The organism is Zobellia sp. OII3 (assembly GCF_002211465.1).
Classification (GTDB): Bacteria; Bacteroidota; Bacteroidia; order Flavobacteriales; family Flavobacteriaceae; genus Zobellia; species Zobellia galactanivorans.
Genome location: NZ_MWRZ01000001.1, coordinates 356,619 through 379,882, shown reverse-complemented (window position 1 = coordinate 379,882; position 23,264 = coordinate 356,619). Strand labels below are relative to the sequence as shown.

At 44.7% G+C, this 23,264-nt stretch carries 15 protein-coding genes; 2 read left to right on the top strand and 13 right to left on the bottom strand.

Translation table 11 applies throughout. The features are described from left to right. Positions 1-50: 50 nt before the first annotated feature. From B4Q04_RS01515 to B4Q04_RS01485, 7 genes are all read right to left on the bottom strand, one after another. Positions 51-437, bottom strand: a complete 387-nt coding sequence (locus tag B4Q04_RS01515) for a DUF3037 domain-containing protein (RefSeq protein ID WP_088695800.1) — start codon at positions 435-437, stop codon at positions 51-53. Continuing rightward, the gene (locus B4Q04_RS01510; RefSeq protein WP_088695799.1) at positions 427-1,206 is read right to left on the bottom strand and encodes a HipA family kinase; all 780 of its coding nucleotides are present in this window, start codon (positions 1,204-1,206) and stop codon (positions 427-429) included. The genes B4Q04_RS01515 and B4Q04_RS01510 overlap by 11 nt, the downstream gene beginning before the upstream one ends. Before the next feature lie 71 nt (positions 1,207-1,277). Next, positions 1,278-2,156: an endo alpha-1,4 polygalactosaminidase gene (locus tag B4Q04_RS01505; RefSeq protein ID WP_088695798.1), complete on the bottom strand. Its 879-nt coding sequence runs from the start codon at positions 2,154-2,156 to the stop codon at positions 1,278-1,280. Between the two features lie 70 nt (positions 2,157-2,226). After that, positions 2,227-2,631 carry an OsmC family protein gene (locus B4Q04_RS01500; RefSeq protein WP_088695797.1) on the bottom strand — a complete coding sequence of 135 codons (405 nt, stop codon included), beginning with the start codon at positions 2,629-2,631 and terminating at the stop codon, positions 2,227-2,229. Positions 2,632-2,740: 109 nt separating this feature from the next. Then, positions 2,741-4,168, bottom strand: coding sequence for a DUF1593 domain-containing protein (locus B4Q04_RS01495; protein ID WP_088695796.1), 1,428 nt, complete (start codon positions 4,166-4,168; stop codon positions 2,741-2,743). A 193-nt stretch (positions 4,169-4,361) separates the two neighbouring features. After that, on the bottom strand, positions 4,362-5,012 hold the full coding sequence (locus B4Q04_RS01490) for a hypothetical protein (protein WP_088695795.1): 651 nt from the start codon (positions 5,010-5,012) through the stop codon (positions 4,362-4,364). Between the two features lie 45 nt (positions 5,013-5,057). Further along, entirely contained in the window at positions 5,058-5,960 is a 903-nt protein-coding gene (locus B4Q04_RS01485) for a metallophosphoesterase (protein ID WP_013992633.1), read from the bottom strand. A gap of 116 nt (positions 5,961-6,076) precedes the next feature. Here B4Q04_RS01485 and B4Q04_RS01480 point away from each other — a divergent pair, with 116 nt between their 5' ends. Then, the gene (locus B4Q04_RS01480; protein WP_088696364.1) at positions 6,077-8,455 is read left to right on the top strand and encodes a GAF domain-containing protein; all 2,379 of its coding nucleotides are present in this window, start codon (positions 6,077-6,079) and stop codon (positions 8,453-8,455) included. Here the strand turns inward: B4Q04_RS01480 and B4Q04_RS01475 are convergent. Beyond that, a complete protein-coding gene (locus B4Q04_RS01475) occupies positions 8,452-9,654 on the bottom strand; it encodes a Pycsar system effector family protein (protein WP_013992631.1) in 1,203 nt (400 codons plus the stop codon). The genes B4Q04_RS01480 and B4Q04_RS01475 overlap by 4 nt on opposite strands. A 39-nt stretch (positions 9,655-9,693) precedes the next feature. Here B4Q04_RS01475 and B4Q04_RS01470 point away from each other — a divergent pair, with 39 nt between their 5' ends. Beyond that, positions 9,694-13,419 (top strand): metallophosphoesterase, encoded by a 3,726-nt coding sequence (locus B4Q04_RS01470; RefSeq protein WP_088696363.1) that lies wholly within the window; start codon positions 9,694-9,696, stop codon positions 13,417-13,419. A gap of 7 nt (positions 13,420-13,426) precedes the next feature. Here the strand turns inward: B4Q04_RS01470 and B4Q04_RS01465 are convergent, their stop codons facing one another. Genes B4Q04_RS01465 through B4Q04_RS01445 form a run of 5 tightly spaced genes read right to left on the bottom strand, consistent with a single transcriptional unit; the run spans position 13,427 to position 23,263 of the window. Further along, on the bottom strand, positions 13,427-14,293 hold the full coding sequence (locus tag B4Q04_RS01465) for a hypothetical protein (protein ID WP_013992629.1): 867 nt from the start codon (positions 14,291-14,293) through the stop codon (positions 13,427-13,429). Positions 14,294-14,331: 38 nt separating this feature from the next. Beyond that, a complete protein-coding gene (locus B4Q04_RS01460) occupies positions 14,332-15,231 on the bottom strand; it encodes a GyrI-like domain-containing protein (protein WP_088695794.1) in 900 nt (299 codons plus the stop codon). A gap of 6 nt (positions 15,232-15,237) precedes the next feature. Further along, on the bottom strand, positions 15,238-16,590 hold the full coding sequence (locus B4Q04_RS01455; protein ID WP_088695793.1) for a phosphatase PAP2 family protein: 1,353 nt from the start codon (positions 16,588-16,590) through the stop codon (positions 15,238-15,240). 7 nt (positions 16,591-16,597) lie between these two features. Then, positions 16,598-19,903: a VCBS repeat-containing protein gene (locus B4Q04_RS01450; RefSeq protein ID WP_088695792.1), complete on the bottom strand. Its 3,306-nt coding sequence runs from the start codon at positions 19,901-19,903 to the stop codon at positions 16,598-16,600. After that, complete coding sequence (locus B4Q04_RS01445; RefSeq protein ID WP_088695791.1) at positions 19,904-23,263, bottom strand: VCBS repeat-containing protein; 3,360 nt, start codon at positions 23,261-23,263, stop codon at positions 19,904-19,906. It lies immediately after the preceding gene. Between the last annotated feature and the right edge of the window lies 1 nt (position 23,264).

Sequence of the window (23,264 nt, the reverse complement as noted above, 5' to 3'; positions counted from 1 at the left end):
GTTGAAGGGTGGCTTTTTTACCCCCTGAAATGAGGCTCTAGATAGGTAATTTATTGGAGCACGTACTTGTTAAAAAGGTCGTGCAATTCTTTTTCCGGGTCGAAGCAAAGACCTGGGTGCGGTTCGGAACTTTGAATGATCGTACTTCTTGAAGCGGTGAGCCAACGGAACCGCGAAGGCTGGTCAAGTTTGCCGATAGCCCCGCCCTGGGGTTCGCCCATACATACTTCTTTCCATGCTTTGAGGTATGCTTCAATGGTATTGGGGTCTATATCACTGGCAAATGCGTTGAGGCGTGCCTTGTCAACATGGTATCGCATGTCTAAAAACTTCTTCCTTTTAGAGAAAAGAATAGCTCCTACGTTAATGAATTCTTCACGTTCTACCCTGGGCACCAACCTAATGATGGCAAATTCGTAAACAACCCTATCTTGCATTTTTTGCCTCTTTTACCAGTAGATTCAATTGGGAAAGTCTTGTCTCCAAGAATTGTATATATGCCGCCCTAATGGCATCGGGGCTTAGGGTGTCCGTTTCACTGTTCAGCCATTCTTCGGGTATTTTAGAAACAATTTCGGCAATGGTAGCGGGGTCTATTCGGTTTTCGATTTCCGTTGCGGCCTCTTCCAATTTTGTGGCCCGTTCCAAGAGCACATGGTCTTTTATTGCCGGGAAGGTCCTAGATAGGTGGGTTTCCCATGTCGCCCAATTATGGTGAAAATAAAAACTGGATCCATGGTCTATAAGCCATAGTTCTTTATGCCAGTTCAAGAGGTTCGTGTTTTTGGCGGTGCGGTCAATATTGCTGATCATACTGTCGAGCAGTACCACCTTCGATGCGGTCATGGGGTCGGCAATAGAGACCAGGGGATCGTAAACAATGGCGCCCGATAAAAAGTGTAAGCCTAAATTGAGCCCGACACTGAACTTTAGTAGGTCTTGTATTTCTTCATCGGGTTCGGTCTTGCTAAAGGTGTCGTCTAGGTTCATAAAGACGATTTCGGGTACGTGAAGACCAATGGCACGGGCAAGTTCCCCACCTATAAGTTCGGCTATAAGGGCTTTTTTTCCTTGGCCTGCGCCCCTAAATTTTATGACGTACAAGAATTCGTCATCGGCCTTGACAAGACCGGGTAGGGAACCGCCTTCCCGTAAAGGTTTTAGGTATTGTACCACATTTACCGTTCTGATTTCAATGGGCTTCATGGTGCTAAGGTACTAAAAGAAGTATTTTGAAATCATTCGGAGGGTATTTCTGGGCTATTTTCTTGGTTTTCCTATTGCCCGTTGTAATGAACGTACTTTTTTACTCGGGTGTCTTCACAGATAAAAGCCAAATCTTTGTTGTATAAATTTGTATAATCTGAGTAAACTTGATCACAGTTGCTTTCGTTATAATGAACGATGATGACCAGTTTTTCATCTTCCAAAAAACTTTGGGCGCCCGATGTCTCCCACCAATTTTTTTCATCGTGGTATGACTCGTATGTGACCCCGTCAAAGTTTTTGGCATTTTCCACAAAATTTTTCGCCATGCATTTCATGCCTTTTTTGTGGACATAGGCGCAGAGTTCTTGAAAATAGGCTATGCTTTCCTCTTTGGTAACCTCTAAACCGTAGGCTTCCCTTGCATCTTCGTACAGGGCCCAGTCCATATTGTCAAATTCCACCCAATCAAAACCCCAGTCCGCAATTTGGTCGATGCGCGATTTCATAAGGGCTACAATTCCGGTAGTCGTGTTATTTACAAAATATTCGCCGGGCCATTCATTCCATTGCTCGGTGGTCAAGTAAGGCTTAAGGTCGTCAAAATCATCTCTCCAATCTTCACCGGTGCCAATACTGATATAGGCTGCCAATTGATTTCCGTTGGCCTTTATTTTCGGGATAGACTCAATGACACCATCTTCATAGGGGTCTAACAGAACATAGGCTTCCTTTGCATTTAAAACGATTTCACCTACCTGGTCGGCAGTATGGTTTTCGATATATGCATGGTTATAGACCGCTATGGCACCAGTGTTGCCGACCGTTTCTTCTGCAACAATGGTGTCGTCTTTGTCGCTACATGCCACTTGAACGCAAGCTATAAGAACGGTGAGCAAAATTTTCATGGTTCGTGTACTCACAATAAAGAAATTCAGTGTTTTTTGCATGGTCAATAGAGTGTTAAGGGCTTATTTTTTCTTCTTAACACATAGGGGCAATGTTCATGCCGTTCGGTTTTTATTCCGATATTTTTTTGATTTCACCCTCTATGGAACAGATAGACTTAACGGTGTTGTAGATAGTCCCGTACTTTTCAATATTCTTTTTGAGCAAATCGGTATTTAGATTTTGGTCTTGGCTGTATATGTTTAATACATAGTTTATGTTGTCCATCCTTGGAGGCTTTTCAAGGAGGGTCGCGTTTACCCTTATTTCGGCGGAGGAATATTCAAAATTCATTAAAATGGAAAAGCGTTCGACATTTTTAAGAATGCAAGATGAGAAGGAACCCAAAAATAGCTCGGCAGGGTTAGGTAGGCTATCGGCCGATTCAGGGGTAATCCCAAAACTGATTTCGGAGTTTTTGATGCCGATATGCGCATTGCTTTTTGAACTAGAGGAGGCCTTAACGTGATATTCCATAATTTAAATTCAATTAATTGGACTTAAAGACAAAGACAAAGACAAAGTTGTGCCTTCAATTTTTCTTAATGGACCGATGTTGTCAAAAGGTCGAAAATTAGGGGACGTATTATTTGGGGGTTATGGTAACGATGACCCTTTTGTATCGTGTCAATGGGGGTTCGGCTTTGTCGGTTACTTTTACTATAAAATGCGCGGTTTCCTTTTTCTTCACTTCGGGGGCCGTGAAATAGGCCATATGAACGTTCTCTGCTCCGTTGACCTTTATTAATTTTTTATAGGAGCCGGCCTCTGGATAATTAAACCATAGAAAACTAATGTGGTCACCGTCGGGATCGGTACTTTCAAAAGCATCTAGGGTAAAGCCTTGCCCCGATTTCACAGTGATGTGTTCTGGGTGGCTCAATACGGGAACGGGAGGGTGGTTGGCTTCTTTGTAAGACAGGGTACACCAATCCATACGGGCGGCAAAATCGTTTTGAAAATCATCTCTCCACCGCCATAAGGTAACTTTATCGTTGGTAAATGAAATGGTATCGTGCTCTATGGATCGGCCATACGTCTTGGCTATATAAGGGGTGTAATGATCGATGGCATTGGTCCATATCGGCCTGGTCTCGGGAGCGATGTTTACTATTGAGTTTCCTTCCTTGGTTTTTGAAAAATCGGGTTTGTACAGTTCGTATCGGCCGCCCCAGCCGCCCCATTCAGGATGCTCTGCTGCGTTGAGTCCATTTGGTATAAGGGATAAGAACGCAGGGGTGTCGCCTTCTACGCCCCATGCCACATCAGGGTATACCGCACCCAAGGGGCCGTGGCCTTGTTGTATGTTCTTCGTTATCCAGTGATTGCTGATACTACTGTTGTCAATACCTTTTACATAGCTGTTCACACCGGTCCAAGTGGCGCTTTCATAATGGTCACCGGGACTAACGATATAAAACAGGTCGGGAAAATTGTTCCTGATCCAAATACCGCTGTCATCTTGGTCGGATATCGTATAGACCCTAAGTTTGGAGATCAACCTTTTGGCCTCTTTTTCTTTTTTGGTGTGTTTGATTTTGTACAGTGCTTGGGCAAGGGTGTTGACGCCACCCCAAGTAGATATCCATAATGGGCGGTCATCATTTTCTTCCAGTACTTTTATGATCCATTCGGAGCCTTCCGAGTCCATTCCTTTGCCAACGCCCTTCATACCGTATTTGGGCAGGCCTTTCTTGATTAGGGAGGATAGGGTTTCTGCATCGGGAAAACCGGCTTCGTGTTTTAAAAGGTTCGGTTGTACTTTGCCATAGGCCGCAATTACTTTTTCAATAGATTCGGGATGTATATTCGAAGTAAGCCAACAAGATGTGGTCGCAACAATCCCTTTGATGTCAATTTGGTTCGCATATAAGAACAAACGGACCAAAGATTGGGTGTCATCGGGGTCGGCTTCAATATCGGTCAATATGATTACCCTGTTTTTTTGTTCTTCCTGGGCAAAAGTGAAAGTAAGGGGCGAAGAAAATAGTAGCAAAAGGATAATGCCTCTCATAATGATAGTTGTTGGTTGGTTATGGACAAATATATCAAATAAGTTGTTGACCTTCTGGGTTTTCTAAATCTACGGAATATGAGCTTGCTGGTTCAACCTATAATATATTCTTCATATTAGGCCAAGCTATTTCAAGGGCTATAAATCCTTTTGCCCCGTGTTGTTGTGAAACGCAGTTGTGAGGATACACATTTTATTCCCCCAATTCGGTAATCTTCTTTTCGTAAAGTTTTTTGCTCTCGACAACCGCGACGTTGAGCTCTTGCATAATACCGTCTACACGGCCTTCTATGCTTTTCATCTGGTCGTTTATGTTGTCAAAGGAATTAAGGGCGGCGGCAACCTCTAGGGCTTTTACCACCTCTACGGCATCGCCGTGGAGTAGTTTTAGTTTGTCTATGGCCTTTGAAGTATTGGTCAAGGTGGTGCTGTATTTGGTGCGGGCCTTTTCAATGGCCTTTAAAAGGGTTTTTTTGCTGGTTTCATCACTTAGGCTATTGGTCTGTTTTTCCATGGCGGCAAACAGGTTTGAGGCCTTTTCTTTTAAGTCCTCGTACTCCTTGTTCAGGTTTTGTACACGACGGTCTACTTTTTCCCAATCACCGTAAACCTTGGCAAACTCCTTGTCTTCGTTCTTGGTATCTTCCAAGGCACTTTTTAGTGCATTTAAAGATTCAAGGCCTTTGTTTACGTTTTTGTTGGCGGTCTCTTTTTTGTTTTCAAAGGCGTTGACCTGCGATTTGAATTTGTCTTTTAAACGGATAAGGTCTTCAGGACTTTTGTCTTTCCAGCATGAGGTAAGGGCAAGCGCAATCAAGGCAAGGGATAGTGTTCTTTTAAACATGAAATGTGATTATTAGTTAATGGTGGCGTAAAGATACGTATTCTTCTAAGCTTTTACTTTTTGGTAATCGGTCAGCTTTTGTGGGCCTTCCAATAAAACCCTGACCACCCGTAGGGTGCCATCGTCGGTAGTGGAAATTTGCCACTTGATCAGTGAAATGTGGCCTTTTTCGATTTCAATGCCCGTGATGCTACGGGGGTGTACACAGCTACCATCGTTAAAAAACGGAATGTCGCCCGGTTCTGGGAAACGAGGCCTATGGGTATGTCCTACAATGGTGATCTTTAACTGGTTCTTCAGTATCCACCGCTTAATGCGGCGTTCCATTTTAATGAGTTCCTTGTAGTTTTTTGCCGGGCTTGTAGGGTCGGCAATGCCCCATACTTGAAGGGGCTTCCAGAGTACACGTACTAAAAATCGGCTCCAACGCCAAAACGTGTAGTTCCACCAATCGGCCTGATGGCCGTGGGTCAAGAAAATTTCCTGTTGGGTGGTCCTGTGTTTTAGAATGATTCCTTCGTGGTAGGTAATACCTTCAAAGAGCTCCTTAGATTCGCCATCAATGGGTTCGAAATAACTGCCTAGGTTCTTTTTTACATATTCGGGGTCTTTATAGACCATGTCGTGGTTGCCCCATATCATATGCAGCCTGCCGGATAAATGGAATTTTCGCAATAGGCCGTAAACGTTTTTGTGGGCCTCGAAAATAGATTCGAAAAACCGGTTTTCCCAAAGCTCGTCACCATCTCCTATTTCGCAGTAGTCGAAGCCTTCCTTATAGTAGAAATTAAGTGCGTGGTAGTAGATATTCCGGTTGTTGGCGAAGTCATCGGCAAAACTATTGTCGCCCCTATGGCAATCACTGAAGAGAATAAACTTCGAGTCATCGTCAAAAGGTACCGTTTTGGCACTTTGGTATGCTCTGGATAACCGGGTATTCGACGACATATTGTAAGTTTGCATAAATATCTGAAAAAAGAAGGGAACAGCGCAAAGATTGCTTTGACAAAACTTTATTGTCCTTTGTAACATTTGACTGGTATTTACGACTGACTAGACGCATGATGAAAGACTGTTACGAAAATAAATTGCCTATTCAGCAGCTCATTAGTTTTGATAAACTTTTGCGGCAGTACGATATTATGGCTGAAAGTGACGATATGGCAACGGCCAAAAAGGCAAAGCGTATCTTGAAACTGGCTGATCCCTACCCCGAGTTACGCGATGGGTTTAGCGATGTTTCCTTGCTCAAAAAGCACAAAGAGGTCATTAATGTTATTTTGCAGGATATCTTTCCCGAGGTCTTGACCAATAATGAGATCAAGACGGCTTCTTTACCTTATAGCGATGTGATTTTTAATTCATCGCAGCGGTTTAGGAATATATTGAAAGATGCCGGGGGCGAAAATTTCAGGCCACAGATGCGGAACCTGCCCGAAGACCAGATGTATATTGTGGCCTCAACGGTAATTCTTAATTTTCATTACGGCTTCAGTTTTGACTTCAAAAGGCCCTTCTTTTACGATATTCCCGATAAGCATGGGGTAATGCGGCATTATAGGATTTTGTACAACGCCGATTTTATTGAAATTTTACCTACGGATAAGTCCAAGAAGCTTACGCAGGAAGATGTAGACGAGCTACTTGATAATTTTGACAATATTGAGCTTTGGAAGGAAAAAATCCCACCCCATAGTTTTGTCGCAAAGGGTTTCGTTGTTTCCAATATGTTCGATGTTACCGCCGAGCATTCGATTTCTGAAATAAAGTCGGGCTTGATTGCCAACGACAAACGGAACGGTGGAAACTTCATGGGCAATTTACAGGAGACCTTTAGGTCTTTCTTTAATGTTCCCAATATCAAGGTGGGCTTTGTTGAGTATAATCCTAAAGATAATCGCTTTGAAAGGGTTTTTGTCAATGGAATGCAGAGTTTTCTCTTAGGGGATGACGAGGTCTTGCCTTGTACCAGTGCCCTATGTAAAAATTCCTACCATAAGCTGCTAGAGGAAAACAGTTATTTTGCCATATCCGATGTGGATCGGCATTATAAGCGTTCGGAAGAGATAATGCTCTATAAAGGGCTCAAGGAGAAAGGAATTAAAAGTGCCATTTTAGCGCCTATAGCGGAAAATGGCAATCTCTTGGGGGTTTTGGAACTCGTGGCCTATGAGCCTAACGTACTCAATAGTGTAAATGCCAATAAGTTGGAAGATGTAATGCCTTTTATCGTATCGGCGGTACTTCGCTCCAAAAACGAGGAAAGCAACTTGATCGATGCCGTGATTCAGAATGAATGTACTTCTGTTCACGATTCGGTATACTGGCGTTTTGAAGAAGAGGCCAAGCGTTTTATAAAAGATAATATAGAAGGGCGACAACCTACGTTTAAGGAAGTCGTCTTTAAAGATGTATATCCACTATACGGACAAATTGATATTAAAGATTCATCGCATGCACGTAACGTGGCCATTCAGCGCGATCTGATGATCCAGCTCTCTACCATAAACGAGGTATTGGAGTCTGCTTGGCAAAAACGAAAGCTGCCTATTTACGAAGAGCTGATGTTTAGGGTGAACAACCACATCGACAGTATTAAGGAAACCCTTCATACCAATAGTGAACAGGCGATCTTTAATTTCGTTATGGAAGAGATCAATCCTGTATTCGCCCATTTGAAGCAGTCCGATGAGGCCTTGGGGAATTTGATTCTAAGCTATGAATCTTCGATAGACATGGGTACCGATTCATACTATGATCATCGTCGTAATTATGATGAAAGTGTTACGCGGATCAATATGCGCCTAGCCTCCTTGATCGATAAAAAGCAAAAAGCCGCCCAAGCCATGTTTCCTCATTATTTTGAGCGTTACAAGACCGATGGTGTAGAGCATAATATCTATATCGGTAAGGAAATTGTCGACGATCGAGAGTTTGATATGATCTATTTGAACAACCTTCGGTTGTGGCAGTTACAGGTAATGTGCGAGATGGAAAATGCACACTATGCCTTAAAGCCGAAGCTTCCGGTGCCCTTGGATGTGGCTTCGCTGATTTTGGTGTACAGTACTTCATTATCTATCCGTTTTCGAATGGACGAAAAGCGATTTGATGTAGATGGCACCTATAACGCACGCTACGAAATTATCAAGAAGCGTATCGATAAATCCTATATAAAAGGAACCAACGAACGTTTGACCCAAGCCGGTAAGATGGTCATTGTGTATTCGCAGAAAAAAGATGAGCTAGAATATTTGCGCTATATCAAGTTTTTGCGTTCTAAGGGCTATTTTACGGGAAAGGTTGAAATCGTTGAATTGGAAGGACTTCAGGGAGTCAGTGGAATGAAGGCCATACGCGCCGATATCCTCTACAAGAATGGGCAGAAAGACCATGAAAAGACCTATACCTACGAAGACCTTATGAACGAGTTGAAGGCCTAGTGGGGCAATTCAATTATTCTTTCGGGGCCGTAGAATTTCAAGGCCACGAAAAAAGCGATAACCGATAACGTCATTCCAATCATAAATACGGTATACGTCCAACGCAAAAGTTTGTACTTCCTATCCAAAACAAGTCCGAGAAAATAAAGATCCTTGGTCAATGAAGCATAGACGTACTTCTGGTCTTTGATCAACTCTTGAATGGCCCACTCATAATCTTCGAGCTTCATCTTATGGAAGTTGCCGAAGAACAAGAGGTTTACTTTTTTCTGGTTGACATCCTCTTTGGTAAATTCCCCACTGGTAACGTTCGGGCGCGTCGCCATAATCGACATGATCATAGAGGTAACGCTGAAAAGCACAAAAATACCTGCCGGAATGACCAGATAGTCATTGGAAGGGTTATCTAGTTTTGGGATGAGGTTGGTTAGCATCAACGAAATGATAATCGCGTTGACCGACAAAAGGATATTGGCCTTGGTATCGGCAATATCACTTAACTTCAGGTGGTTCCGCATGGTCACCCTGAACATGGTCTGTATACCCCTTTCCGGACTTTGGTTCTTTAATTGGACCTTAAGTTCTTCTTTTTTGCGGACCTTTTTTTGCTTTTTATCACGCTTTACCAATTTCTTGAGGTTCGCGTCCTTGCCTTCTTGCCAATGTTTTATGGCATAATCGGTATAAAAACGATGTTCGGTCTGAAACATTTTAATGTTGGCACGGCGCCACTCCTTTGGTGTGATTTCGGCAATGCCCAATAAGGCTAACTCTTCCCGTAACATTTCACAGGTTTCATCATAACTTGATCGGGCCAAATGCGATGCATCGGCATCACGCATTATTTCTTCCATCAGGTTTTGTGGCTCGTAGCCCTTCTTGGTAGCCATAATAAGACTGCAGACCGTTTCTATGGTCTGTGGGTCGCAATTTTGGTCCGTAAGAAATTCTCTGGCTATGATACAGCTGTTTTCCTCGTGGTTTTCTGCGCCTTTTGTGTAACCGGTGTCATGCAACCATGCGGCAAGGGTTATTGCATCACTATCCTTGGTATTTAAGTTATAATAGTCCAGTAATTCTTTAGTACTTTTGACCACGCGTTGCGTATGTCTAAGATTGTGGTATAAGTAATTGGTATCTAGATCTTTGGCGAGTAGATGAGTTGCAAATTCCTCGGTTTTCGATAGTAAATCCGGCATGAAAAATGGTTTATGGATCCAAATTACAAAATATTGAGAATGAATAGTCTCCTATTGGGCAAACATTTTGCTCTAATAGTCTTAATCGCCTTATTCACGGGCTGTGCCACATATAAGACGAAATACGCCGATGTATCCGGTGCGCACGATGTGTCTTCCGATAAAAAGGTGGCCCATACGTTCTACCTGATCGGCGATGCCGGTCTTTCCCCTATGAACGATATGAACGATGCCTTGAAGGTTTTTAAAAAAAGCCTCGACAATGCCGATGAGAATAGTACGGCCTTATTTTTGGGCGATAATATATATCCGGCAGGCATGCCCGACCCCAAAGATTCCACGGAAGCTTACTTAAAGGCGAAGAATGATTTGGATGCCCAATTAAAGACGCTCGAAAACTTTAAGGGAAAGCCGATTTTTATTCCGGGAAACCACGATTGGTATACCGAGGGCCTTGTAGGCCTTGAACGCGAACAAAAATATATTCAGGAAAAACTCGATAGCAAAGAGGTCTTTTTTCCTGAGGATGGATGCCCGATAGAGACCATTGAAATCAATGATGATGTTGCGGTTATCGCCATTGATACGGAGTGGTACTTGACCAATTGGAACAAAAGGCCCGATATCAACGATAAATGTGATATTAAAACGCGTGACAAGTTTTGGTTGGAACTAGAGGATGAAATTAAGGACAATCGTCAACGTACCACCATTATAGCCATGCATCACCCGATGTTCAGCTACGGTACCCATGGCGGGTATTACCCTTTACGAAATCATTTTTACCCCAAAGGAAATATTGGTCCTTTGCCTATTTTCGGCACCCTTGTCAACGTCTTGAGAAGAACTACGGGAGCTTCTATCGAAGATATGCAGAACAAGCGCTATACCGAGTTGCGAAAACGTTTATTGACCTTGGCGCAGTATTCCGAGAAGGTGATCTTGGCTTCAGGGCACGAGCATACAATGCAGTATATAGTAGAGGAGAACACCCCACAGATTGTAAGCGGTTCGGGCGCGAAAACAGGGGCTACCCGCTTGTTGAACGGAAGCCGGTTTTCTACGGGGCACCGGGGTTTTGCCGCTTTGGAAGTGTATACCGACGGTTCTTCGCGTGTGCGGTATTTTGGCGTGGCACCTAATGATGAAAAGGAATTTTTGTTCACAACGGAAGTGCTGCCCCCAGATCGAACGTTTTCCGAAGAAAAATACCCCGAAAAATTTCCGGCTACCGTTGAAGCTTCGGTATATTCACCAGAAGAGGTAGAGCGAAGCGGTTTTTTTAAGTTCCTATGGGGCGACCGTTACCGGAAATACTACGCTACCAAAGTAAAGGCTCCCACTGTAAACCTAGATACGCTTATGGGCGGACTTGTACCGGTACACAAAGGGGGAGGACATCAATCAAAATCGTTGCGGTTAAGGGATAAGGACGGTAAGGAGTTTGTTATGCGGGCCCTGCGCAAAGATGCGGAGCTTTATCTGCAGGCGATGGCCTTTCAGGAGCAATACGTGATGGGCGATTTTGAAAATACCTATACCGAAAAGTTCCTTTTGGATTTTTATACGGGTTCACATCCTTATGGACCTTTTACCACAGGGGTATTGTCTGATGCGGTGGGGCTGTTCCATACCAATCCGGTCTTGTATTATGTACCCAAACAACCGGCCTTGAAAGAATACAACCAATCCTTCGGCAACGAACTCTATATGATCGAGGAGCATGCCGGGGACGGTCATGGCGACTTAGAGAGCTTTGGCTACTCCGACGAACTCAAGAGCACGGATAGCATGCTCGAAGACCTACGCGACGACGAGAAATACTCCGTAGACTCACAGCTATATCTAAGGGCACGGCTTTTCGATATGGTTACGGGAGACTGGGACCGTCATGTGGATCAATGGAGATGGGCCGAATTTAAAGATGAGGAAAATGATAAGGTCGTCTACAAACCGGTACCTAGGGACCGTGATATGGTCTATTCGAAACATGGCGATGGCTTTTTTATGAACTTGGCCACGAGAATCATACCTGCCCTACGTTTAATGGAAGGCTTTAATGAAGACATACGAAACGTAAAGGGGTTTAATTCTTCGCCAAAAACCTATGTGCTCGATATGGCCCTTTTAACGGAAACGACCTCTCAAGAATGGCAAGAACAGGCGCAATTTATACGAGAGAACCTTACCGAAGAGGTTATTGACAGGGCATTTGCCTATTTTCCCGAAGAGGTAAGGGATGAAACGGTTGCCGAAATCAAGCGTATATTGTTGGCAAGGGCGGCCAAGATCGAAGAGACCGCGGAAATCTATTATGGAGTATTGAATAAATACGCGGTAGTTTCTGGGACGGATAAAGACGACTGGTTTGAGGTGAATGTCCTTAACGGGAAGGAAACCCAAGTAAAGGTATACCGTAATATCAAAGGGAAGAAAGACAAACTATTCTTTGAAAAGGTATTTCAAAGGGACGTCACCAAGGAAATTTGGGTCTACGGCTTAGACGACGACGATATTTTTGAAGTGAACGGCGATGTACCCAGTGCGATTAAGGTTCGATTGATAGGCGGGCAGAACAATGATACTTATATCGTGAACGAAGGACGCAACATTGCGATCTACGACTATAAATCGAAAAAAAATACGGTTGAGTCGAAAAGTGGGGCCAAAGTGAAGCTGACCGATGATTACAACACTAATAATTACTTGCCCTTACAAATTCGCAATTCGGTTAATCAAATTATCCCGACTATCGGTTATAATCCAGATGATGGCGTTAAGATCGGGGTGAGCGATACGTATACCTTTAACGGTTTTAGGCAGAATCCGTTTTCGCAACGGCATAAGCTAGATGCTTCTTTTTACTTTGCCACAAGCGGGGTGGAATTGGGGTACAGCGGTGAATTTGCCCATATTTTTGAAAATTGGAACCTGCTATTGAACGCACGCTTTACGAGCCCGAATTTTGCGATCAATTTTTTTGATTTTGGAAACAGCACCGAGAATTTTGACGATGATTTGGGAATGGACTACAACCGGGTACGCCTTCAGACCTTAAAGTTCGCACCTGCCTTGGTTTGGCGTGGCCAGTTGGGTGGAAAGTTCAGGGCGGGCGTGTCGTATGAGTCTATAGAGGTAGAGGAGACCGATAATAGGTTTATCAATACGTATTACCAAGCGAACGGAGAGGAGACCGCGAATAAATTCGTTGGAGTAGATGCCGAGTATTCATATGCCAATACCGACAACGAGGCATTCCCTACCATGGGTATGTCGACGTCGTTGGTGGCCGGTTATAAGCGTAGTGTCGATAATGGGAATACGTTTGGGTATGTAGTGCCCAGCCTAGGCTTCGATTATAAATTAATACCTAGCGGTAGATTGGTCTTGGCCACGAAATGGAAGGCGCATTTTAACATTGGAGATGATTATGAGTTTTATCAAGCGGCCAGTATAGGTGGTGTAGATGGATTGCGAGGTTTCAGAAACCAGCGTTTTACCGGTAAAAAAGCCTACTACCAAAATACCGATATCCGTTATAGCCTCAGAAAAATAAAAACTCAGTTACTACCCTTGTCAATGGGGCTCTATGGAGGTTTTGACTACGGAAGGGTATGGTTGCCCAAAGAAAATTCCAAAGATTGGCATACCTCCTATGGAGGCGGTTTTTTCCTGAACGGTGCTGACATCGTAACGGCACGTTTGGCACTGTTCAACAGTGATGACGGATTGCGCTTTTCCTTTGGGGTAGGTTTTGGTTTCTGACCCTAACTTATTTGAGAACGTATTTATATAAATTTCTGCCTTGTTTGTTGCTTTGCTCATCGGAAAGCAATAGGGTAACGTTGTCTATAAAACTGACCGATTCCAACTGGGTGCGAACCATTAGGTCGGTTTCTTTTAAACGGCTTTCCGGAAGGTTTTCCAAATCGAAATCAGTGATGGTCCAAATTTTCCCGGAACCCAATAGCACTATGGTCTTTCCGTCAGGTGAAATATCCGCGGAGGTGACCTTACAGCTGTCCCAATCGTCGCAGGTCGTTAACTTGCCCAAATACTCGGCATCGTAATCTCCTTTCCTGTCGGGTACCCGGTAAATGAGTGATTCGCCAGTGAAGGGGTCTGCCCTGTTCTTTGTGAAAATATAGAGGTAATTATTGTAATGGAAAAAGGCCTCGGCGTCGTAAAGGCGTTCGCTTTTTTTGGCAGGAAAGTGTTTTTGTTCAGGATACCTGAAGTTTATTTTTTCTGCGGTGATATGGTCGCCCGACTCCGTTTCCGGATTGGGCAACTTGTAGATGACCAGATTTTTTCGGTCACTATCGTTGTTTCCAAAATCGCCGATATACAGATGGCCCTTTTTGTCTTCGGTCAAATCTTCCCAATCGTGGTTTTTGGCATTTTTGACCTTCAGTTCCCTTAAGATATTTCCTTGGTAATCTACCTTGGTAATGTCGTCGTCGTTGCCGCTATCTTCTATAAACCAGGCCGAATCGTTGTTGTAGAGGGCTATTCCGGAGTTTTCCTTTAGGCTTTTTGGCAGTTTGGTCACATAGGTCAGTTGACCGTGGTTGGAGCAGCTATAGAAAAGGAAAACAAATATGAAATGAATCGATAGGTTCTGCCGGCGTATTTTCATCAGGTAAATTTTATTACCTGCAAAGGTAGGCACTATTCCTATTTTTGCTCTTTTATAGGCATGAAAATTTCCGTTTTCCAGTCCAACTCGTTTCCGCCCATATTGGGATTGGAGTGGAAGACTTCCAAAGGCGTTTTTACAAGGGGTATGTCGTTCCGTTCGGCATAATCTAGCAAAGCGTACCAAGCACGATCGGAAGTTAGGTAATTACCGTTATAAATGGCCTTTAGGGCCTTTCTTTCCTTGATTTGTTTATAGATGATACCCTTTTCTTGGGGTAGACTGTAGGTTTTGATGATGGGAAAACAAAAGTTGTAGGCGATACTGTCGTTTTCGGTATTCCAGTTTTCGACCTCTACCATGGGGCGGCCATTTGGTTCCATACCGTTCTTGGCCACAAAGTTGCTCAATTTTGAGTAGTACTGCATCATGCCGGTCACCTTCTTTAGCTGGGTGTTCTCCAAGGGCACACAGAGGCAGTATTTTTCAGGGATGACCGCTTCGCCCACAACTTTGGTCTTAAACTCGGAAAGATGTTCCTGTAAAAGCGTGTATACTTCCTTAACGGTGCTTTTGCTCCGCTTTTCAAAATCGGTGTCGGAGAAGGGAAGCCCTATTCTGTTCTTTAAGCTGTGCGCATGGTCGGAAATCTTGACTTTTACAAGGGAAGTCGAGTCGTTTTCCCGGCTTATTTCCCAACGAAAGGTCAGCGTGGTATCCGCCTGGGTAAGTGTACTGGTGAAGTCCCCCAGGCTTTTTTGCTGCACAAAGGAAGCATTCCCCTTTTGGCCGGCCCAGAATTTTACGATCTGGTTTACCGTGCCGGGCAAGGCCTTTGTGTGAAAGCGGACCAGATAATCTTGGGGCATGATAAAAAGATACCAGAGGAGTCCCGCTACCAAAAGGGCGGTTGCGGTCAGAGCTATTTTTTTCGCCATAATACCCTAGTTTTGGGCTACTTTCTTATCGGATAGCATATGTAGTTTGTTTACGACAAAGGTACCTAGGTCCCTGCCTTGTTTTACCCCTACTTCAATAGCTGCACGGTAGTGTATGCCTCCGTACATGCGACTGATCGCTGCTTCGTCGGCAGCTTGCTTAAAGGATTTAAAGCTTCGGATAGGTAGGCCGTAAGGTACTTCCGTATCGTCGTCAAAGGAGAAATTGTCACCAAAGACCTCGGTCAGTACAACCGATGCCGCCCCTGAGACTACACTATGTCCGCTGGTGTACTCTGGAAACGGAGGGGTTTGTAGCACTGGTTTCCAGCTGTCGTCTATATGTTGGTTGATTACGGTTTCCGGACGGATGAGGTTGCTTCTGTACTTTTCGTCCCAACAACTGATAAAGGCATCCGCCATGGCTACCGAGGCCTTGGTATAGGCGAAAAGGGTTTTGGCAAAATCACTGTTGGTTTTACGTGCGGCAATTTTGGCAATTCCCATCCAATGCGCACCTGGGGTTATTTTCTTGGTGGCGAACATCAAGTGGCCACGGGTAACCGATACATAAGGGTTACAATCCCAAAAGCGGGCAATCTGAATTTCTTCGGAACTATCGCCTTCCTCGGTGATTTTGTTCCTTACGTCATAGACTTCTTTTAATTCTTTATAAAACGCGGAGTCTTCTTCAAGGGAATATGCCGGAGGTGGAACGGGCTTGAACTGTGCAGCCGAATCCAATACAAATGGCCTGATTTTATTCCAGTGGGGTTCAATACCGTCCATGTAGGCAGGTGGGGTGGGTTGCCAGCGGCCGGGGTCGTCCGCATCTACCGTAAATTTCGGCATGGTGCGGGTTTGGGCGTAATTGTCCTTGTTCATCCATTCGCCTATATGGTCGGCCACTTGTAGGCCGTAGGCTTTGGAATCGGAGAATAGAACAGGATTTTTCCCTTCCCAAACCATGTATAGGCTATCGCGCAGGGATTCCATTCGGTCTTCTGAGAAAATCAACCTTTTGCTAAGCTCCATATGGGCGACGACGGCTGCAAGCTCGTAGTTGATGGTCTTAGTGGTATCGGGTTCCGGTATGGCGGTCAGCCCGTTCAATTGGCCGGCCAAGGAGTTGTAGTTGTCATTGGTGGCGGCTACAATTTCGTAGGCGGCAACGTTGGGATAGGCAAAGATCCTACTCGCAACGGGAGGGGAAAAGATATCGTGGATCATAATTTCCGTCACCCTGTCTATTGAAGCGTCAAGCTCTTCGGGGGTAATGTTAATAGGTTCTTCTTTTTGTGGAGCTTTGCACGAAACCGCAAAAGCAAACGATATTAGTGTGATAAGAATCTTCTTCATTGATCTTTTATTTTCTTTTTAGCCGATAAATCTGCGCGTTGGAATTATTTAGGGTAATCAAGAGATAATTTTCTCCGTTTATAGGTAAAAGGTTTAAATGTCTAACAGATTTTTGGCTAAGGTCTAAACCGATCCGGGCGCTTAAAATTACATTATTTTCCCCTTTTATCAAGGCGCCGCCAAAAGAATCAAACCTTCCATGATAGGGTTTAACGCCAAAATAGTTTCCGGCCGCCAGCACTTCTTCTTTTCCGTCCCCGTCAAAATCATGGCGAAGCATGGCCATAAGGGGAGAAACTTGTAGTTCGTTCGGAAAAGGGACAAAACTAAATCGTCCGTTTTCGTTTTTTAGGAAGCCGGAACGTAGCTCATGTACTTCCAGTATTTTTGCATTTTTTAAGGCTTCCTTATCAAGGATCGATTCAATGGGGGAACCTGCGAAGGACTTATAGGTGTTGAATTTCTTTTTAAGGGAAACCAACTGGGATGAAAGTCCGTCTAAGCCTTCCAAAGGATAATATTTTCCATCTTTTTCTATGGTCGTGATGGTTTCGGTCTGTCTGTTCTTGTCGAAATCGCCATAGTACATTTTCATCGGGTGTTCTGCCGAGGCCTTGAACTTGGTGTTGCTTCCCCAGTTGCCGAGCAGGTAATCGGTATCTCCATCGTTATCAATATCAAAAGGGACGATACTTTGCCAGAGACCGTTCAGGTTTTTTTGAACCATATCGATCTTGGTAAGTTGTCCTTTGGTATTCTTGAAAAAAGTAGGGGACATCCATTCGCCTACCACAATCAGGTCTTTGGTACCGTCGGCATCAAAATCGTGCCAAATGGCATTGGTGACCATCCCTATGTTCTTAAGGTCGTCTGGGGTTTGGTCTATAAGGCTTCCATTGTCGTTTAAGAGTAGGGCGGACTCTGGAACCTTTCCGAAGTCGTTCGAGATCGCTTGGCTTCCTAGGAACAGGTCAAGGTCTCCATCGCCATCCATATCGTAAGGGGCGAGTACAGAGGTGTTTTGAAAGCTTTCCGGTAGGTTGGCGGCATTGAAACCGGCGTCGTTTTGAACGTAATACGAGTTGAGCAAAGGCTTCATTTTATTGTAAAAGTCCCCTCCGCCGGTGCCTAGGATCAAATCGTTTTTTCCATCCGAATTAAAATCCCCGATTACGGCCGCTACATCTTCCTTGATAGAATCATTGGCAATAGTACTGATGTGCCAAGGGGAAAATGTGGTATCGTTTTGTACAAAGACTTGTGAAGGAATATATTTTGAGCCTCCGAAGAAAATATCCTTCTTTCCGTCACCGTTCAGGTCACCAATGGCAGTAGCGGGGCCACGGTCGGATATTTGGTAGGGAATAAGTTTTTGGCGATTAAAATCAGTGTAGTTGTCTTCAATATGCAGAAAATCGATTCCCAGGTTATTCTCGACCTTTTCAAAAAGAGGCGCTTGCTGTGGCCGTAAATTGGAATAGTTAAACTTTTTGGTGTTTTCGGGTCGTATTTCCAAGCTTTGGTTGGTAGCAATGTCGGTCAGGGTCTGATAGCTTCCATCGGGCCATACTATTCGTAGGGAATCTATTTTTTCAGTCTTTCCATATCCGAAATGGAGTATGGGTTCCGAGGACGCCTGAAATCCTCTCACCGTGTAGAGTTCTTTGTATTGTAATTGGCCTTGGGTATACGAAAAAACCTTGGTTCCCAAACCGAAGTGATTGTGCTGTCCGTACTTTAAACTTATTTTGAGAAAGTTGGCATTTTGGTCGGTTTTGTTAATGTAGAGTGCCGGGGTGCCGTTCAGGTTGTTGGTTATCAGGTCGAGGTCACCGTCGTTGTCAAGGTCGCCCATGGCCGTGGCGCCTGAGACCAAGGTATCTTTTGATATCCATTGGCCCGATTTGTCTTTAAAGGTCAAGTTGTCGGAGCCTTTGAATACGTAATTGTGAATTTTTCCGGCCGGCATTTTGTCCAAGGCTTGCTGATCCATAAGCTTGGTGTTGTTCATCTTGTTCCGGATTTGTTCACTGCTGACAAAATTGATGAAGTCTAGGTCGTTGGGGCGCTTGGGTATCCCGTTGGAGATAAACAGGTCTTGTTCCCCATCTTGGTCATAGTCGCCGAAAAGCGCGCTCCAGCTCCAGTCCGTGGCGGCTACCCCGCTCATTAGGGCCGTTTCTAGAAAGCTGCTGTTTTGTTGGTTGATGTTTAGCATGTTTCGGGTGAACTGATACCCGTATCCATAGCGTTCGGTGCGTAATTTTTGAGTCTGTACGTTATCGTCGCCTTCGGAAGATTTGAGCGTATGTTCGTCTTGCGGAAGCATATCTAGGGAAATAAGGTCGGGCCAACCATCATGGTTGATGTCGGCCACATCGTTACCCATCGAAAAGCGCGAGGTGTGTGCGAAAAATTGCTTTGAGCTTTCGGTAAACGTGCCATCCCCATTGTTGAGATAGTAGTAATCGTCTTCATGAAAATCGTTGCCCACATAAATGTCGGGATAGCCGTCTTGGTTGAAATCTGAAATGGCCAATCCGAGTCCGTAACCGTTTACGCCCCCGTATATACCGGCAGATTCACTGACATCTACAAATTTGTCTCCATCGTTGCGAAGAAGTTTGTCCCCCGTTTGGTAGTTCCGCTTTAGGCGTAGATCTGCCTTGCCAAAAGATTCTTGGGTATGTACCGCATGGTTCAGGAGATAAATGTCTAGATCGCCGTCGAGGTCAAAATCGAGAAAGGCCGCATTGGAGCTGTACGAGTCGAAATCAAGTCCGTATTTGGCGGCGCTTTCGGTAAAGGTGCCGTCACCGTTGTTCAGGAACAGTTCGTTATGTCCGTTGAAACCGTTGATGCCTACAACGGCACACACGTAAATATCCAAAAGCCCGTCTCCGTTTACATCGCCCATTACCGAGCCGGTGTTCCAGGTGCTGTTGCCTTCAATGCCCGCACTTTTACTGATATCCTCAAATTGGAGGTTGCCCTTGTTTCGGTAGAGTTTGTTCTTTACTTGGTTGCCCGAAAAGAAAATATCGGCTAGGCCGTCGTTATCAATATCACCTACGGCCACACCGCCCCCGTTGTAGAAGTAGAGGTAGTCCAAAATATTGAGGTCGTCGGTCTCGGTAAGGGTATTCTCAAAGGTAATGCCCGTTTCCGATGCGGGAAGAAGCTGAAATAGTGAACCCTGCTTGTCACCGCAAGCCGTAAGGGTCGATAGGGCAAGGCAAAGCGTAATATACGTGTTCTTTAAATGCACGGGACTATAGGTTTTTCTTGTGGATTCTTGCTTTGGTAATGACATCTAATCTAGCGCATAAATTTTTGGTGTGCCGTTGTTTATGGCGGCAATGAGGTAGCTTTTGCCGTTCTTGTCCTTAAACTGCTTCAGGTGTTTTACTTCCTCTTTAATGAAAAAGCCACTGGTATTGTAGTCTTGCCATTTGAAGTTTAGGTTTCCGTCACCTAAGAGCACATTGCCGTAGCTGGCGTCTAAACGGGAGTATTGTGGCTTGAACTCAAAATTGTTCCCGGCCATAATAAGGTCTAGGTTGCCGTCTTTATCGATGTCGGCACAACTGATGCCGCATACGCAGGAGAGCTGCACCCGTGAGGGCAATTTCTTGATGGTGAACTTGCCACCGCCCTCGTTTATGGCGATTACCGATGTCATGGTATTGGCCTGCTTAACGATACTCCTGTCGAAAATTTCCTTGGGGAAGAGTTCGTTGATGGTCTTTTTTGCGTATTCGGAAGCTTTGAGGCTTTGTTTTTTGAGCGATACAATTTGCTCGGTCAATTCTTTTTTCTGGTGGATGGGATAATCTTTTCCGTCAAATCCACGGGTAGTGATCTGCTCCAAGGTGCCGTTGTTGTCATAATCGTTGATCCATAGCTTCATAGGATGCTCTTCGGAAGCCTCGTAAGGTACGTTGGTGCCTTGGTTGCCCAATACCAAGTCCATGTCGCCATCGTTATCTAGGTCGACGGCTTCTATGGCGTTCCACCAGCCGAATAGGCTATCGAGGTCGGTCGGTAGCCTGCTCAGGCGTCTGCCCGAATTCTTGTAGATATTCGGTCGGTCCCATTCCGATACGGTCAGTAGGTCTTTTTTGTTATCACCGTCAATATCGGCCCAAACGGCACCGGTTATCATACCGGCATCTTTAAGGTCGTAGGCTAATTTTTCGGTGGCATTGACGAATTTTCCATCACCTTGGTTCTCTAAAAACAGATGGTCAGGGTCTATGCCGTAAGTACCCACAACGCTTCTGGAACCGACAAACAAATCAATGTCTCCGTCTTGGTCGAAGTCATAGGGGGAAATAACCGAAATGTTTTTGAATACGGATGGTAGGTCTTCGGTGGTTTTACTGAAGTTCCCCCTGCCATCATTAAGATATAATCGGGGTTTATAAGAGTTTTCTTTGTTGATCCGGTTGCCTCCCGTGCCTACGACCAGGTCTTGGTCTCCATCACCGTCGGCATCAAAGAATGCGGCTGCCGTATCTTCTAGGTCAATATCGAAATCCAATGTTTTTTTCGAAAGCCTTCCATTGCCCGAATGGACGTAGACTATTCCGGGATGGCCGCTGGCTCCTCCTAAAAAGATATCCTCGTTGCCGTCACCGTTTATATCACCCACGGCCAAGGCTGGTCCTTCTTGTGAAACAAGTTTGGAAATCAGGCTTTCGTAATCGAAGTCGGTATAGGTGTCCTCTTTATGGGCCACTAATTTTCCAGCCTCTATTTCCTTGAGTAAGGTTTTGGTATTGGACGGTTTTTTCGGGATGTATTTTTCTGTGGCATCCGACCGTTTTAGGGTCAAAAGTTGATCGGCGGAAACCTTTTCTAGCTTTTGGGTATAGTCATCGGGCCAAATCACCCTAAGGGAATCGATAGTGGTGGTCTGGCCCAGGCCTATGTCCATAATGTAATCGACCGACGATTGAAAGCCCCGAGAAGGAATCAGTTCTTGAAACACGACTTGGTCGTTATAGTACATTTTGATGCTGGCACCCACGGCAAACGGATTCTTTCCTTCTCCTATGAACTTTAATTTGATGTAATGGTTGTCGGTAAGTTCATTGGTCTTGTTTTTGTACACGAAGGATTGCATGTTTACATTGTTTACCACGAGGTCTAGATCGCCGTCATTGTCAAGGTCGCCATAAGCCGCCCCGTTTGAGAGGCTGGGTATTTCAAACCCCCAGTCCACCGCGGCATTGTCGAAAGTGATATCGCCATTGTTGCGGTAGGCGTAGTTGGGTTGTGGTACCACTGGCATTTTGTTGATAATGGAATCAATGGATTCCTTTTTACCCGTAAGGGCCATTTTTTGAATGATTTCATTGGCAAAGAAGTCGACGAAATCAAGGTCGGTAAGGTCGTGGTTTATACCGTTGGTAATATAAATATCACGTAGTCCGTCATTGTCCATGTCGAATAACAGACCGGCCCAGCTCCAGTCGGTTTTTGCCACACCGCTATGGTATGCGATTTCAGAGAAGGAACCATTACCGTTGTTGAGTTGTAGCGTGTTTTGAATGTACTGTTGGTAAAAATCTTTGCTTTGTTTGAGCTTAAAAACATTGTAACCTTCAAATTCCATTACCGATTTTACACGTTGGTCGCTCTCGGGAAGCATATCGGTAATGAAAATATCGGCATTACCGTCATTGTTGATATCGGCCATATCTATACCCATGGCCGAAAGTGATAGGTGGGAGGTCCATTCCTCTATTTCCTCTTTGAAAGTACCGTCTTTTTGATTGATGTAGAGGTAATCGCGCTCATAAAAATCGTTGGAAACATAAATATCGGGCCAGAGGTCGCCGTTAATGTCACTGACCATAACCCCAAGGCCAAAGCCTATCAAACTTCCATAGATACCTGCCTCTTCACTGACATCGGTGAATTTGCCGTTGTCGTTTCGCAAAAGCATATCGCCTACGCCCCTAAAAATATGGGGAACGCCCTCCCAATCTTGGGCCCTAACGCTCCGTTGTTCGGCGTATCCCAAGCTACTGACCGGGATGTTGCTGTTGTTCAAGATGTAGGCATCGAGATCGCCATCTTTGTCGTAATCGAAAAAGGAGGCATGGGTAGAGAAACCGGTCTCGGCAAGGTTGAATTCTTTTGCCCTTTCGGTAAAGGTAAGGTCGCCATTGTTGATGTAAAGGTCGTTGTCATGGTTGTTGCCTTCCATGTTTCCGGCGTTACTAACATAGATGTCCAAGAGTCCGTCGGCATTGATATCGGCCATGACGACCCCGGTAGACCATGGTTTATTGCCCGTAACGCCTGCTTTTTCGGAGATGTCCTCAAACTTAAAATCCCCTTTGTTCAGGTAGAGTTTGTTGGGTCCCATATTGGCGGAAAGATAAATGTCCGCTAGACCATCATTGTTGATGTCCCCTATGGCTACGCCCCCACCGTTATAAAAATTACGGTACTTGAATATGTTGAAATTCTTTTGGTTCTGTACCGAGTTGATAAAATCTATACCGGTTTCTTCCGGAGGAAGCATGCTAAATAGCGTTTCTTTTTTAGGTTCTTTGGAAACTTCTTCCTTAGTTTCGGAATGGCACGAAATCATAAGAATCATCACGGGAAGGAATGCCCGAACCGGGGCAAAAAAAACCTTTTTGACTGTTGATCGCATA